The 15,123-nt window shown below is 59.9% G+C and carries 11 protein-coding genes; 4 read left to right on the top strand and 7 right to left on the bottom strand.

Annotation, left to right across the window (positions count from 1 at the left end):
• Nucleotide 1 precedes the first annotated feature (1 nt).
• From scpA to KIT79_13095, 3 genes are all read right to left on the bottom strand, one after another.
• Nucleotides 2-2,155: a methylmalonyl-CoA mutase gene (scpA, locus tag KIT79_13105; protein MCW5830241.1), complete on the bottom strand. Its 2,154-nt coding sequence runs from the start codon at nucleotides 2,153-2,155 to the stop codon at nucleotides 2-4.
• A gap of 161 nt (nucleotides 2,156-2,316) precedes the next feature.
• A complete protein-coding gene (locus KIT79_13100; protein MCW5830240.1) occupies nucleotides 2,317-3,363 on the bottom strand; it encodes a FecR domain-containing protein in 1,047 nt (348 codons plus the stop codon).
• A gap of 90 nt (nucleotides 3,364-3,453) precedes the next feature.
• Nucleotides 3,454-5,133, bottom strand: a complete 1,680-nt coding sequence (locus tag KIT79_13095) for a tetratricopeptide repeat protein (GenBank protein ID MCW5830239.1) — start codon at nucleotides 5,131-5,133, stop codon at nucleotides 3,454-3,456.
• Between the two features lie 221 nt (nucleotides 5,134-5,354).
• On the opposite strand from KIT79_13095, the gene KIT79_13090 reads away from it, so the two are divergent.
• From KIT79_13090 to KIT79_13080, 3 genes are all read left to right on the top strand, one after another.
• The gene (locus KIT79_13090) at nucleotides 5,355-8,357 is read left to right on the top strand and encodes a PD40 domain-containing protein (protein MCW5830238.1); all 3,003 of its coding nucleotides are present in this window, start codon (nucleotides 5,355-5,357) and stop codon (nucleotides 8,355-8,357) included.
• Nucleotides 8,358-8,456: 99 nt separating this feature from the next.
• The gene (locus tag KIT79_13085) at nucleotides 8,457-9,257 is read left to right on the top strand and encodes a hypothetical protein (protein MCW5830237.1); all 801 of its coding nucleotides are present in this window, start codon (nucleotides 8,457-8,459) and stop codon (nucleotides 9,255-9,257) included.
• Between the two features lie 13 nt (nucleotides 9,258-9,270).
• Nucleotides 9,271-10,566, top strand: coding sequence for a PQQ-binding-like beta-propeller repeat protein (locus KIT79_13080; GenBank protein MCW5830236.1), 1,296 nt, complete (start codon nucleotides 9,271-9,273; stop codon nucleotides 10,564-10,566).
• 3 nt (nucleotides 10,567-10,569) lie between these two features.
• Here the strand turns inward: KIT79_13080 and KIT79_13075 are convergent, their stop codons facing one another.
• Together KIT79_13075 and KIT79_13070 are read right to left on the bottom strand one after the other, a co-directional pair.
• Nucleotides 10,570-11,700: a M48 family metallopeptidase gene (locus KIT79_13075; GenBank protein MCW5830235.1), complete on the bottom strand. Its 1,131-nt coding sequence runs from the start codon at nucleotides 11,698-11,700 to the stop codon at nucleotides 10,570-10,572.
• Nucleotides 11,697-12,260 (bottom strand): LemA family protein, encoded by a 564-nt coding sequence (locus KIT79_13070; protein ID MCW5830234.1) that lies wholly within the window; start codon nucleotides 12,258-12,260, stop codon nucleotides 11,697-11,699. The genes KIT79_13075 and KIT79_13070 overlap by 4 nt, the downstream gene beginning before the upstream one ends.
• A gap of 166 nt (nucleotides 12,261-12,426) precedes the next feature.
• Between KIT79_13070 and KIT79_13065 the strand changes: the two genes are divergently transcribed.
• Nucleotides 12,427-12,930 (top strand): peptidylprolyl isomerase, encoded by a 504-nt coding sequence (locus KIT79_13065; GenBank protein MCW5830233.1) that lies wholly within the window; start codon nucleotides 12,427-12,429, stop codon nucleotides 12,928-12,930.
• A gap of 27 nt (nucleotides 12,931-12,957) precedes the next feature.
• On the opposite strand, the gene KIT79_13060 is transcribed toward KIT79_13065, so the two are convergent.
• Both KIT79_13060 and KIT79_13055 read right to left on the bottom strand, forming a co-directional pair.
• Nucleotides 12,958-13,833 (bottom strand): hypothetical protein, encoded by an 876-nt coding sequence (locus KIT79_13060; protein ID MCW5830232.1) that lies wholly within the window; start codon nucleotides 13,831-13,833, stop codon nucleotides 12,958-12,960.
• A 239-nt stretch (nucleotides 13,834-14,072) separates the two neighbouring features.
• Nucleotides 14,073-15,107, bottom strand: coding sequence for a KH domain-containing protein (locus KIT79_13055; GenBank protein MCW5830231.1), 1,035 nt, complete (start codon nucleotides 15,105-15,107; stop codon nucleotides 14,073-14,075).
• Nucleotides 15,108-15,123: the final 16 nt, after the last annotated feature.

Below are 15,123 nucleotides of genomic sequence, written 5' to 3'. Positions count from 1 at the left end.
GTTAGCTTGCCAGTTTCTGACGGTGTTTGTCGATAGCGGCGAGCACTGTCTGGGCGGCCTGCGGGATATTCGTTCCGGGGCCAAATACCGCCGCCACACCGGCCTTGTGCAGGAAGTCGTAGTCCTGGGGGGGGATGACACCGCCACACACCACGACGACATCCTTCGCACCGGCTTTCTTAAGCTCTTCGATAAGTTCTGGGACGAGCGTCTTGTGGCCGGCGGCCTGGGACGAGATACCCACCACATGCACGTCGTTTTCGACTGCCTGCCGGGCAGCCTCCGAAGGCATCTGGAAAAGGGGGCCGATATCCACGTCGAAGCCGAGATCGGCAAAAGCCGTGGCGATCACCTTCGCCCCGCGATCATGTCCGTCCTGGCCCAGCTTGGCGACAAGAATGCGCGGGCGACGTCCCTCGCGCTTGGCGAAAGCGTCGACGGCAGCCTTGGCCGCGACAAACTCCTCGCCGCTCCGGTAAGATGCGCCGTACACGCCGGAAATGCTCCGGATCGTAGCGTTGTACCGGCCCCAGACCTTTTCAAGCGCGTCGGATATCTCGCCGCCAGTGGCCCGTGCGCGGGCGGCCTTGACAGCAAGGTCCAAAAGATTGCCGTCTCCCGACTGGGCGCATCTGGTGAGCGCATCGAGGGCAGCCTGGCAGGCGGCCGCGTCGCGGGACTTCTTCATCCGCTGGATTCGCTCGATCTGCTGGCGGCGGACCTTTTCATTGTCGATGTCGAGAATATCGACCGTATCTTCCCTTTCGAGCGTGTATTTATTCACGCCGACGATGGTTTCCTCGCCAGAGTCGATCCGGGCCTGGCGGCGGGCGGCCGACTCCTCGATCTTCATTTTCGGCATGCCGCTTTCGATCGCCTTGGCCATGCCGCCGATGGCTTCCACCTCGTCGATCAGCTTTCCGGCGTGGACGACCAGGGCGTGCGTGAGTGCCTCCACGTAGTAGGAGCCGGCGAGCGGGTCCACCACGTCGGTAATCCGGGTTTCCTCCTGGATAATGAGCTGGGTGTTCCGGGCTATACGTGCGGAGTTGTCGGTGGGCAGCGCGAGCGCCTCGTCCAGTGCATTGGTGTGGAGTGATTGCGTTCCACCCAGAACGGCTGCCATGGCCTCGATCGTTGTCCGTATGACGTTATTGTACGGATCCCTGGCTGCCAGTGACCAGCCGGACGTCTGGCAGTGGGTCCGGAGCATGAGGGAACTGTCCTTCTGGGGGCTGAACTGCCTTTTCATCAGATTGGCCCACAGGTACCGCGCGGCCCGGAGCTTGGCGATCTCCATGAAGAAGTTCATGCCAATCCCGAAGAAGAACGAGAGGCGTCCGGCAAATTCGTCCACGTTGAGGCCCTTGGAGAGGGCCGAACGGACGTACTCGAGGCCATCGGCAATGGTAAAAGCGAGTTCCTGGACGGCAGTCGCCCCGGCTTCCTGCATGTGATAGCCGGAGATCGAGATGGAGTTGAACTTCGGCATGTTCCGGGCGGTGTACTCGATAATATCCGCGATGATCCGCATGGAAGGTGCGGGCGGATAGATATAGGTGTTCCGGACCATGAACTCCTTGAGGATGTCGTTCTGGATGGTACCGGAGAGCTTCTCCTGCGGAACGCCCTGTTCTTCGGCAGCGACGATATAGCTGGCAAGTACCGGCAGCACGGCCCCGTTCATGGTCATGGAGACCGACATCTTGTCCAGCGGGATGCCGTCAAAGAGGATTTTCATGTCCTCCACCGAATCGATGGCGACACCAGCCTTGCCCACGTCTCCTGAAACGCGCGGGTGGTCGGAATCATAGCCCCGGTGTGTGGCGAGATCGAATGCCACCGAAAGGCCCATCTGGCCGGCGGCGAGGTTCCGCCGGTAGAAGGCGTTGGATTCTTCGGCCGTTGAGAACCCCGCATACTGCCGGACCGTCCAGGGGCGGTAGGCATACATCGTCGCCCGGGGGCCGCGGGTAAACGGGAATGCCCCCGGTATCGAATTGAGGTCTTCCAGTTTCTCCAGATCTTCGGCCGTATAAAGCGGCTTGACGGCGATGCCTTCCGGCGTCTCCCGCGAGAGAGAGTCCAGGGGGACGTCCTTCAGTTCCTTCTGGGCCAGTTTCTTCCAGAGTTCGATGTTGGCAGGCTTGGTCATCGGCGGGCCTTCTCGTTCGCTGTAGTGGGCGGGGCATACGGCATGGAACCGCATGGAGCCCGCCTATCTGTGTTTAATCTGCGAAATTGACGTGCGAGTCAAGGGATGGATGGCAGGATACAAGACCTGCATGTATGGGTGGAGATGTGAGGGAAAACCGCTCAGTCGGGCAGGGTAATGACGACCCGGATGTTCGACAGCGCGGCCGGTGGTTCGATACTGATTGGTATGACGTCGGGTGCGGGAATCGAGAAGTCGCTTTCCGATAGACCGCTGGGAGGTGGCGGGCTGTCGTCACTGGCGACGGCATCACTGCTTTCGCTTCCGCCACCTGAGCCTTCTTCTTCCTGCTGGGCGGAATCTCCGCCACCTTCGGCGGAAGGAGTATCGGCGCTCCCTTCTCCGCTTCCTGAACTGTCATTTGAAGCCAGCACGGTGGTGGCAGGGCCATCATCCCCTCCAGTACCTGACTGACTTTCCTCCCCCCCGGAACTCTGTTCACTGTCGCCAGTATTGCTGGCAGTCGGTGGCGGGGAGTCTGAGGACTGCTCGGTATCAAAGCCTTCGCCGGCTTCCGATGCATCGCTTTCGGAGAGTGCGGTAATAGTAAAGCCGACTCTTCCGCTGCCGTTTGCCGTCTCATTGGAATCGACCGTCGTGAAATTGTCGCCATTCAGTCCAGAGACATACCCGGTTCCAGACAGCATGGTGACCTGGGTGTTGCCGGAATTCGGATCATATTCGACGACCTGGTCTGAACCACGAACTCCTGCGACCGCCGTCGGGGTCCGGACCTCGAACCGGTTCATCTGTGTGTTCAGGAACCGGGAGACGACCGACCGCACGCGCCCACGATAAAGATCAATGACCGATTCGCGCTGGCGGGCCGCAGGATTATAGATATGACGGCTGACGCGCAGCCGTGAGTTTTCCGCGAGGCTCACAACGGAATCGTCGGCAAGCAGAATACGCACACGGCCATCGGCACCCGTCATGATCTGGTCATTGACATGGATTTCCATCATGCGGGTGACCGGGCGGGGATTGAGTTCTCCCAGTCGCGTGACGGACACGTCCCCCTGTACTGAACTGATGCGTCCCGCCATGACGGCATGGGCTTCGCCAGCCCATAGAAGCACGGCAAGGAAAAACCCCGCGAGCGGCAATAATTGCCGCCAGTGTGACGGTTTCTTATGCGTGAACGTCATCAGGTTCCGATCTGCCCCGGGGCCGTAAGTTGCGGTTCATACTAGCGAATTGAGCCGGATAAGTCAGTGACAGGAATCACCTATCCGGGGTCAAAGCTGAACCCCAAAACCCAGTGATATCACATGCTTGGTGTATTCGAGATTGGAATTGCCGTTCTTTCCGTTGAGGGTCGAAAGGTTCTTTTCCCCGCCATAGGTGAGCGTCAGGGACCCGGTAGTATGGCCCGACTGGAACAGCCGCCACTCGGTTCCCGTGAACCAGGTCAGATTATTGTCTGCACGCTTCTTGCTGTAGTTGGCTGCACCGCCAGGGCCGGAATCGAAATGGTTCCGGTGGTCAAACACCATGCCTCCCACGAAATCGATCTGCTTGATGAGCCGGTAGATACCGGTCAGCCCCGCGCCATAGGCGACAAAGGTGTAGTCATCGGATTTCGCGTTCCGGTAACGAAACGCGCTAGTCAGGTCCACGCGAAACCCGCCGACACCAGGCGCACTTTCGTAACCCGGGCCCGCATTCAGGCCGGCGGTGAGGCTGTCGCGGATGGAGCCGTCGGAGGCGAACTTGGCGTAGTTAAGGGAGAGTCCTCCGTTCATGAGCCAGTTGGCTGTGAGCCGGTATATGCCCCGGTTGTTGAACCCGTAGGTCTGTGAAAAATATCCAAACTCACGGAACTGCTTGCTGGCGGGACCGTCAGGGTCGGATCCATATTTCCCGTAGAAGGCGAGGGCAGCATCAACCGATGACCGGACCAGCCATTCGCCAATCCCCTGGCCACCCCTGAACTGTCCGTACACCCCGCCACCCATGGCCAGAGTCTGGAACGTATCCAGCCGGAACATCAGTCCGTTGTAGACATTCCCTGTAAGACCAAAGCTCCTGTTCTCAGCGTCATGAAACCGGAACGAGCCACCCAGCTCTGTCACAAAACGGAAATCGTCAGTGTCGGAAGGACTGGCCGGATTGATCGGGATTTTCTCGCCGTCCGGGTAGAGGGCGACGTTAGTGTCATATTCACCGCGGATCCGGGCTCTTAAAGACCATGCCTTTGGTGGCGGTTCTTCGGTTTTGGGTGCCCCGGCCTTTGGACGCTGCTCGAATGTGATGGCCTGGAGGTAATCCTTCGCGGCCCGCCCGTACCGGGGACGCTGCGTCTGTTCAGCAATGGGTGTAAACACGAGCTTGGCTTCATCGTATTTCTTCTGACCGAACAGGGCCTGCCCGAGATAGAACCTGTTTGGAATGGTGTCACCGGTCGGAAGCGCGATCGCCTGCCGTATTTTCTGTTCGGCGGGCACAAACTGTTCCCGGTTGATCAGGAGAATTGTTTTTTCCACCAGTAACGGAACGTAAGCCGGGAATGTTGAAAGCCCCACGTCGGCGGCCCGTTCGGCAGCGATCATGTCCTGTTTCTTTTCACGATAGACGCGGGCGAGGGCAGCGTGAGCCTCCCTGATTGCTGGTGCCTTGGAATAAAACTGGATTGCCGAGTCTATGTTGTCTTTGGATTCCCAGGCCCTCCCGATCAGGTAGAGGGCTTCTTCGTCATTGGGAAACTTGGCAATGACAGCGTTCAGGTTGCGAAGGGCCTGATCAGCCTGGCCGGTATCGATCTGCACCTTGGCCTTTTCCCGGATGGCCTGCCGGGTGAGCTGAATCCGGACCCGTTGTGGTGTCGGAGCTGGTTCCTGTGCGATGGCAGAAACAGCGGCATGAGCCCATAAGGCCATGCTTGTCAGTGCAACCAGCCACCTTCGTCGGAACTGCACGTTCCGGCTCCCCCTATTCAACGTCCCGGTCGGCTAGAACAATAAAAGCGACCGCTCTCAAAGGACAAGGATCGCATACTCACCGATGCGGCTTTAAGGATACACTGACTGACTGGAGCAGGGCTACTGTACTGGGCCAGGAAACGGCACTTCCATAACTTGTGTCCCGGAACGAATAGGGGTTCGTTTGACCACTGGAAAGCCAGCTTTATAGTTCCCGCGTGTCCAATACCTGCTTCCGCCTGGCCGTCCCGTTTCTGGCGATACCCTTGGCTGTTGTGATCCTGTCGTGCAGTCGTGCAGTGGCGCAGGAAGTCGAGCTTTTTGAGCCTCCCGATACATCCGTTCCGTGGATCGAGCTTCGGGGGGAGCGGGTCTGGGTTTATGTGCCTGAGCGCGATGAGGCCCAGGGCCGTGAAGTGCTGGCCCGTGCGGAACGCTCGGCCCGCCTTGTGGCCGAACGTTTCAACTGGATTCCTTCGGCACCGGTCCGGCTTGTAGTCAACGATATTAGCGACGATCCCAATGGGTTTGCCGTTCCGTTTCCCTATCCTCAGGTGCAGATATTCCTGTCCGCTCCCCGGGAAGGGGAGTATCTGTCTGGATATGACGACTGGATCGACCTGCTTGTCCGGCACGAACTGACCCATATTCACCATCTCGACCGGACGGAAGGTTGGGCAAGCATCCCCCGGTTCCTTTTTGGCAATGCCCCGGGACTCGGTTCTCCCGGGGCTTCCGTACCGGTGTTCGTCATTGAAGGACTGGCTGTATGGCAGGAATCAAAACCTGACAACGCCAATGCGGGCCGGATAGGTCGGGTGGTGGACCCGCTGGCGCGTGGCCTGATACGGGCGGCCGCACTGAGAAATGCCCTACCCCAGCCGGATGAGGTTTCCGTACTGGGCGTGCCATATCCCGGCGGACTGGGGCCCTATCTCTATGGCGCGGCATTCATTGATTACCTTGACAGGACCTGCCCTGAGGGGGCCGTGGAAGAGATGGTCGTCCGTCATTCCCGTAAACTGGTGCCGTTTCTCATTGAGCAGTCCATTTCGCAGGTCTGCGGGCGGGGATTCCGGGAACTATGGGATGCGTGGCATCGTGAACTTCGTGCCGAGGCGGCCAGTGCTGCTGCGAGCAAGCGTCCGCCGTCTACGCCTCTGCCAATAATGAATCTGGAAGGTCATCTGACAGGTCTTCGCTGGCTCCGGCAGGGGATCATGGTGCGCGGGCTGGATCCTGACCGGGGATTGCGTACCTGGTATCTGGATCCGGATACGGGCAGTGAAATCGATTCGGACAGCATGGAGATGCGGTATCCAGGCCGGTTCCGGAGCGTTGTGCAACCGCCTGAAGCGGGCGGCGCCTGGCTGATCGAGCGGGTGGTGCATCCACGTCCCGGCGTTCACCTGAGTTCCCTGTTCCGGTGGACGGGGGAGAAACTGGAGCCATTTGAAGGCGGCCTGCGAGGATTCGAAGCGGCCGTTCATCCCGGCGGAAACCGGTGGGCGTTCGTTCGGAACCGTCCGCCAGTCACGGAACTTCTGGTCGGTGATGGCACCAGTGAGCCGGTGGTCGTTCGCGCTGCCGAGTCCGGAGTAGTCTGGTCCTCACCATCGTTTTCACCAGATGGCAAACATCTCATAGCCGCCCGCCGGCGAGCAGGCGTGGTTCAGCTGGTTCTGATGGAGGCGACAGCCTTCGAGGAACAGGCAGTTCTCGGTTTTACCGGTGCCCGCAATATCCAGCCGGTATTCCTGCCTAACGGCTGGATCGTTTTTTCCAGTGACGTGAGCGGGGTATTCAACGTCTATGTGGTTGATCCGCAATCCGGAGAAACCGGCCAGCTGACAGATGCCGTGGGTGGTGCACTCGACCCAGCGGTTTCTCCAGACGGTAGCCGGGTCGCTTACCGGGAGTATCTGGGCCGTGGCGAGGGGGTTTCGGTAGTCAGGGTGGAGGATGCGATGCCGGTTCCCGGTCATCATTACCGGACCGGGGCGCCGTTACCCCTGCCTCCTGTTGTCCCCGTGGCGAACGTCGAACCCCGGCCTTACTCGCCGTGGCCGATGTTCCTGCCCCGTTTCTGGCTTCCGCTCTGGGCGCAGACCCCAAATGACTTTCTGGTGGGCGGGTTTACCGGCGGACAGGATATCCTTCGCCGGGGGTTTTGGTCCGGAACCGTATACTGGGGGCTGAACAGTGAAGCTCCACGGGCCTTTTTCACGGCGGGTGGGCACCGGTTGCCGGTCCCTGGACGCCCCCTGCCATACGTGCAGTTTTCCCGCGATCTTGTTTCTTTTGGGCGGGCGCGGGTTCCACGCATCGGCAGCGGAGGCAGCACGATTGAAGAGGAGCGCGATCTCTGGAACGACCGGGTTCGGGTTAGTGGCGGGTTTACCACAAGTGCGGCACTATCTGTGGCACAAGTGCCTTTTCTGGAGGATGCCCGTCAGGGGCTCTCTGTCTCGGCGACGGCTTTCTATGAACGCCGCCGTGATTTCGATGGTGCACTGACGGCCTTGGCAGCCTCGCGTCCGGGTGTGAACCCGGAACTGTTCCGTGCGCTTGATCTCGTCGGGACGCGGATCGTTGCCGACTATTCGTCCCTCCAGTATTCGCCACAAAGCCCCGGGCCGCGCAAGGGAATCAATCTGAGCGCGGCGGCTGAAGGCGTGCTGAAGGAGGCCGGTTCCGACCGGACTGGTGCGAATGTATCGGTTGATGGCCGGGTATATCTGCCAGTGCCGTTCGTTTCCCGGCAGTCGATTGCCCTTCGAAGCGCGGCAGGCACGAGTTTCAAGCCCAGAATCATGGTCCGGCCATTCGTACTGGGCGGACCGATAGGGGAGGGGCCCGCTGTGCTGACGAGCGGCCGGATACCGCTCCTTCGCGGATATCCTGATGCCAGCTTTGCCGGGGATCGTTTCCTGGCATTCAACGCTGAATACCGCTGGACACTCTGGCGGGTACACCGGGGAATCCGTACCTTGCCATTACATCTGGACAGTATCCGCCTGATCGGGTTCTTTGATGCCGGACAGGCATGGGATCGCGGGCAGTTCGACACCTCCCGGTTTTCCAAGGGGACGGGTGGTGAAGTCTGGATGGACGGCCGGGTGTTGTACTATCTGCCCATGCGTGTCAGGCTCTCGATTGCCAAAGGCCTCGATTCTGGCGGGGAAACGGCATTCCGGGTAATTATCGGCTCGACATTTTAGGGTCCGGGAACCCCATATTGAACTTGCCACAGGTTGTGGCCTAATAACCGCGCCTGCCCTATTTAAGAGGCGGGGATTTTCCAAGGAGACCAGTTTACCGTGGCCAATCAGCAGACCCAGCCATCCGGCACCGTACAGGTTCGCACAACGATCACCCCTGATAGTCTGGGGGACAAAATGCTTCTGTGGCTTGAACAGAATGTCATTCTCACGGCAGCCGTGCTCGGTGGCATCATCATCGTGGTACTTGGATGGATTTTCTACGACCGGATGGCGGACTCCGCCGCCCGTAACTCGTTTGAGCAGGTGGACCGGGCTATTGCGGTCTACCGGCGGCCGATCGGCGTGGAAACCGGCTTTGCTTCGCTGGAGGAACTTCAGGCGGCGGCCAAGGGTGGAACCAATGCCAAGCGCTATGAAAACCGTGAAGCGCGGGCGCGGGCAGTACAGGAACAGCTCGGTGCCGATGCCGTGGCCAATGTGAAGCCACGGGGCCCGGAACTCATGGGTGCCTTCTACTCTGCGGTAACGAAGCTGGAGGTGAACCAGCCCGACGAGGCAGCAGCCGCTTTTGCGAAGATTGAGCAGGCGAGGCCTGCGTGGGAGCCGGTCGGCGCGCTGGCCGGATACACCCGTGCCGCCGCATTGTCGGAGGCCGGGAAATACGCCGAGGCAGGGGCGGCATTCCGGGCTGTGGCCAAGAGTGGCGGAGATGCGGTGCTCAAGTCGCAGGCCCTGTATCAGGCTGCCCTTAATTTCAGGGCTGCGGGCATGGCCTCGGATGCACGTTCAATTCTGGAAGAACTTCGCAATACCGAGCCGCAATATGCGGAAGAGCATGGCGTCGGTTTTCTTCTGGACGAGTTGAACTCCAGTCAGTCAGCGGCCGGTAACCGGTAACAGAGCGGACCTTGTGCGCGCAATTCTGGTTTTCGTTGCTGTAATTGCTGCGGGTGGCTGCGCCTTTGTTGATGGCCTGAGCGGGATCGAAGTCGAGCGGGCGTACCGGTCTCGGTACAGTATTGACATTCTCTGGACCGCACAACTGCCGGTCGAACAGGGCCTGAAGGTCAGGGAAATGTGGCTTGGAGTCGTTCCGTCCGACCTTCAGTACCACTGGTTCCCGGCTGGAGAAGCGTCAGAACCACTTTTTGCCGGTGAGGATCTTCTGGTTGGGACATCCAGTGGTGTGTTCCGCGCATATGAAGCAGAGACGGGGAAGCGGAGATGGTCGGTGGATCCTGGCATTGGTCCGCTGGCGGGCCGGGCTGGCGTAGCCGGCGAGACGGTCGTGACAGGTTCACTGGCCGGCTGGGTCGCGGGGCTCGATCGCAAGTCGGGTGAAACCCGGTGGAAATTCCAGGTCAATGCTCCGGTGAACGGCAGGATCGTCGTTCATGAAAATCGTGCATTCGTGCCGGTGGTTGATGGCTCCCTGTATGCCGTCGATATTGAGCAGGGAGATGTTCTCTGGACGCTTCCCGGCGAGGCGTTGCTTGACGGACGTCCCACCGTTCGTGGGGCGGCGGGAGTGACACTTACCGGCTTCGACCAGCTCGTTTATGGCCGCTGGGATGCGCGGGTAGTTGCCGTGCAGGCATCTACCGGAAAAGTCCTCTGGTCACGGGAACTGGCAAAACGCGGAATTGCCGGACGAGGCATAGATCTTTATGACACCGACTTCCATATGGGGAACTATCTGGGATCCAGTTACTTCACGACCGCCTCCCGGTTGATCGGCCGGATTCGCGATGACGACGGGATCGTGCTCTGGCAGAAGGATTTCAAGGCGACCAGCGGCGCGGCGGTTGATCCGGCTGCCGGCATTGTCGCCGCGGGAAACCAGAACGGTGAGTTGAAGGCATGGAGTCTTGATGGGACAGAAAGATGGCTCGCCGAGCCTTTCCGGTTCCGGCCATGCGGTAAATGGGACTACTTCAAGATGTTTTTCATCTGGAGTCTGGACTGCAACCAGCGTCCCGATGGTATTTTCGGACAGCCGGTTGTGATTGAAGGACTCATCGCCGTTCCCCGCAGCAACGGCGATATCCGGTTCTATGACCCTGAAACAGGGCAGCTTGTCTCGACGCGCGAAGCGCGTGGGGCCCTGTGGGGGTACCTTGGCTCCGATCTGGAGCGGGGGTTGCTGGCGGTGGTGGACAACAAGGGCACGCTATACGTTATTCGTGTCAGCCGGGCGGGACGATAGGCTTCAGGTTTCGGACTTTCCCGTCAAGGGATCAAGCCCCGCATCCATCCGTTCACGCTTGACCCGTGCGAATGCCATTGCATCGAGACGCCGGACCCTGCTGGCGATAGGCGGATGGGTTGACATGAGGGCGGCCCAGCGCGACTCCTTTTCATTCAGTTTTGATCCACGGGGATCGTCAATAAACATCGGCGCGGTGGCCGGATGCGACAGCCGGGTGGGTTCAACTGAGGCATGGATTTTCTGCAAAGCGCTGGAAAGGGCCTGCGGATTGCGTGTCAGTTCGGCAGAAGTGGCATCTGCCAGGTACTCGCGTTCCCGGGAGACTGCCATGGCAGCGATCCGCGCAAAGAATCTCCCCACAAACCAGATGGTGATGGTGGCCACCGCCACCCAGATGGCCGCCTTGCCTCCCCGTCCGCCCGAAACCGCCACCCGGTGGCGGGCTCCACGTACCATGAGTTCGGTCAGGAGAAGAATGACTCCCAGCATGCAGGTAACGAACAGAAGCAGCAGGGTGTCACGGTTCCGTATATGGCCCATTTCGTGGGCGACCACGGCCTGCAGTTCGTCACGGCTCAGCTGGTCTAGAAGCCCCTCGGTCACGGCGATAGCGGACCGTGCGGGATCACGTCCGGTTGCAAATGCATTGAGATCGGTATCCGGCAAGATCCATAGGGTAGGCAGGGGGAGGCCGGCGGCAATGGACATTTCCTCGGCGACGTTGATGAACTGCTTTTCCTTGAGTTCTGCGGGGTTTGCTGGCCGTGCACTGGAAACATACAGGACGGCCCGGTCCCCCCAGTAGTAACTGAAGCTGGCAGTGCCCACGGCAAAAAGGAGGGCGGCCATCGCCGTCCCTGCAGGCGTCAGGATGAACGGCAGGCTGGAGGGCTGGCATGAAGCCCCCTGTCCTTCACCGAGTTGACGTGCCAGTTCCGGCGGCATGTGATCGAGCGAACTGAAACCGCCAGTGCCACCACATCCCGAACCAAAGCCACCAAAGAAAGCTAAGAAATCACCCAGTATCCAGGCATTCAAGACCCAGGCTGTGGCCACAAGCAGCCCGGTCAGAATGATGACCAGCCAGATCGTACGCTTGCGGTTCAGTGTCTGGGCTGCGTGAAAGTTCACCTGAGCGCAACCCTGGGCGCGGCGCGGTCGGCCGCGTCTTCAATCGCCCAGAGTGGAAAACCTGTCATGCCGGCTATTGAGGCCACAATATTGGCCGGTATCTGCTCTATCCGGGCGTTAAAGCTGGTGGCGACGTCGTTATAGTGCTGGCGTGCGAAGCCGATCCGGTTTTCGGTGCTGGTGAGCTCTTCCTGAAGGGCGGCGATATTCTGGGTTGCCTTGATGTCGGGATAGTTTTCCATGAGCGCGAACAATCGTCCAAGCGCTGTCGAGAGGGCACCTTCGGCCTGTATCCGTTCGGGAGTGTCACCGTCTTTCTGGAGAGCGACCGCCTGATTCCGGAGCCGGACCACATTCTCCAGCGTCTCCCGTTCATGGCTCATGGCGCCTTTGACGCTTTCCACGAGATTGGGAACGAGATCTGCCCGGCGCTTCAGCTGGACGTCGATCTGGGCCCATCCGTTACGTGCCTGTGCCCGGAGGGCAACCAGCGAATTGAAAATGACGATTCCAATGATGAGTGGAAAGGCAATAATCAGGACGGTGACCATGAGTCCCATAGGAGTACTCCAGTTCCGGAAATATATGGCCAGATGGCGCGGCTATTATTATCCGCCGGAGGCTTCCTGTCGATATCAAACGCAAAATCGGGGCGTAACTTGTTGCCAGCCCGGCCGGGTGTGGTAGCTTCCTGTCTCAAGGTTTCCGTGCCAGAAGGGATTATGCATGAACGCAGTATTTGAGACATCGATGGGCGATTTCACCATCAGGCTTTTTGACGACAAGGCGCCCAATACCGTTGCGAATTTCGTTGGCTTGGCCACGGGCAGCAAGGAGTGGACCGATCCCAAGGGCCAGGTCCAGAAGAACAAGCCCTTTTATGATGGCCTCGTCTTTCATCGCGTGATTGACGGGTTCATGCTCCAGGGCGGTTGCCCGGAAGGCAGCGGACGGGGCGGTCCGGGCTACCGGTTTGCGGACGAGTTCCACCCGTCGCTCAAGCACTCCAAACCGGGAATGTTGTCCATGGCGAACGCGGGGCCGAATACAAATGGATCCCAGTTCTTCATTACGGTTGCACCGACCGCCTGGCTGGATGGCAAGCATGCGATATTCGGCGAGGTGACGGATGGCCTGGATGTCGTGATGAAGATATCCAAGACGCCAACTGGTCCCGGTGACCGGCCGGTCACACCGGTGACGATCAGCAAGGTCAAGATAGAGAAGTAAAACCGGCGCAAGCGTCGCGGGAAAGACCTAGCCTTTTTTCTGGCTGAGCCGGACGATCAGGAAGCGTACCTCTGGCAGGCTCCAGGCATCCACATAGGGCCCGTCGTTTTTTGAGATTTTTGCCCGGCGATCAATGGCACCGGCTTCCACAAGATCCCGGACTGTAGGGATCCGGACCGGTCCCAGCATCAGGCCATCGGGGTTCTGGATCTTGTAGCGATTACTGGGGTTGGTCAGCTCCGCCTTGAGCCGGGCGCGGCCCGAGGTCGGTACTTTGGCGGCCTGCCGGACCGGTCCAGTCTCAGCGGCTTCCAGTTCCAGCACTTCGACTTCCTCAAACACTTCGTCAGGCGGGAGCTCCATCTCGTCACCTATGGCGACGACATCCTCGTCATCTGCGGAGACGATCTCGGCCAGGGGCACGTCATCAAGGGTTTCGAGCACTCCTTCGTCGTCTTCCAGCTTCTGGCGCTGCCGGCTCAGGCTGAGTACGACGTCCTTTACTTCGTGAAAACTCAGGGTGAAATCGCTGTCGTCATCGTCATCATCCTCGTCGTCAAGCATTTCCAGATCATGCTGGGTTTGCTCAGAGACAACGGGTGGGACCGAAACCGCGGGTGCAGCAGCTGCCGAAGGACGGGGTCCGGCCGGAGCCACCGGCTTATCGGCAGCCGCGGCACCGCCTTTTGCGGGAACGGGACCGAACTTGGAGAGGTATTGCCGGAATTCGTCGTCTTCGTAAATGGGAACCTGTGGCCCTCCGTCGACAGAAAACGTATGCCCTACGGAGACCTTGCGATCGCGAATCAGCTCGACCACCACCCGGCGGCTGACCGGACCGATCATGAGACCATCCGGACTCCGCGTGATGTAGGTCTGCTTACTGGAAATTACTGTCGGCACTATCCAGGACCGCCCCCGGCCGCTGACAATGGAATCTGCTCCGGTTTCCGGAGCAATCATTCCAGAGTGCGCCAGAGCCAATGGTACTCACCCTGCGCATGCCAGCATTGTGAAATATTACACGCATCCGAATGCCGGTGTAAAACCGGCCGGTAATATATCTGTACCGCTCGCAGGAAAGCGGAGCCGGGCACCGCTGTGAAAGCGGTGCCATAGTTGAGAGGTAAATGGGGCGTGGACTATTCGCCGCTGGGACTTCCACCTGATGGACGCGGGCCCCGGCCACGTCCGCGCCGGCGGCGGTTGCCCCGATTGCGGCCAGGTCCCTGCGGACCCGGTCCCCGGTCGCTACCGCCCGCCCGGCGAGCGGGAACCACGACAACCCGTTTCAGGTCACCGTCCCCAAGGCTCTCCGTCCGGACTTCAGGTTCGTCCTGAAGCGTCACATGGATGATCCGGCGCTCATGGGCCGGCATGGGCTCAACGGACTGGAGCCGGCCTGACTGGCGGGCCTTCTGGGCGAGCCGGATGGCCAGTCTGAACAAGGCCTGTTCGCGGCGTTCACGGTACCCTTCGGTATCCACGATGATGTAGGTGTCTGCCGGCAGCTCGACGCCGCGTGAGGATATCTTGTTCACGAGATACTGGATGGCGTCGAGGGTCTGGCCGTGCCGGCCGATAAGGAGTGCGCCGTTTTCGCTGATCAGCTCAAGGACATTGCCCGGCCGGATTTCAATGGTTGTTTCCGGAGCGAGATAACGGGCGAGCCGCTCGGCCACCTGCTTCGCCTTTTCAAGGGCTTCGGCAGGAAGAGGAGTGACCTCCGGACGCACGTATTTCCGCTCCGGCTGCTGGGGCCGCTCTTCGTCGCGCTCATCACGGGGAGGACGGTCGTTGCGGATATTCTGTGCATCACGGCGGGGAGGGCGCTCATTGCCCCAGTCATTTCCGCGCTCGTTGCCCCGTTCCCGGCCGCGTCCGCGTCCACGGTCCTGACGCCGTGTATTCCCGTCCGGTTGCGGTGAAAAATCCTTTGGTTCGCTTGGCGTGGGGGCGCCGCTGGCACGTTCTTCCTGCGAGGCATCGTCATCCAGCGGTTCGATCCGGCGGGCGCGGATCACTACGTCGCGGGCGCCGAGTCCCATGACGCCCCGGGATCCTTCACGTACAAGTTCGTAGTCAATTCCATTCAGCGTACAGTTCCAGAGATTCCCGATACGTTCGAGAATTTCATTCAGATTCTTGCCCCGGAATTCCTGGTATTCGTTGCTCATTTTCTTTGTTCCTTTG

The sequence above is a fragment of the Deltaproteobacteria bacterium genome (genome assembly GCA_026129095.1).
Classification (GTDB): Bacteria; JAGRBM01; JAGRBM01; order JAGRBM01; family JAHCIT01; genus JAHCIT01.
This window is presented reverse-complemented; position numbering and strand designations above follow the sequence as displayed.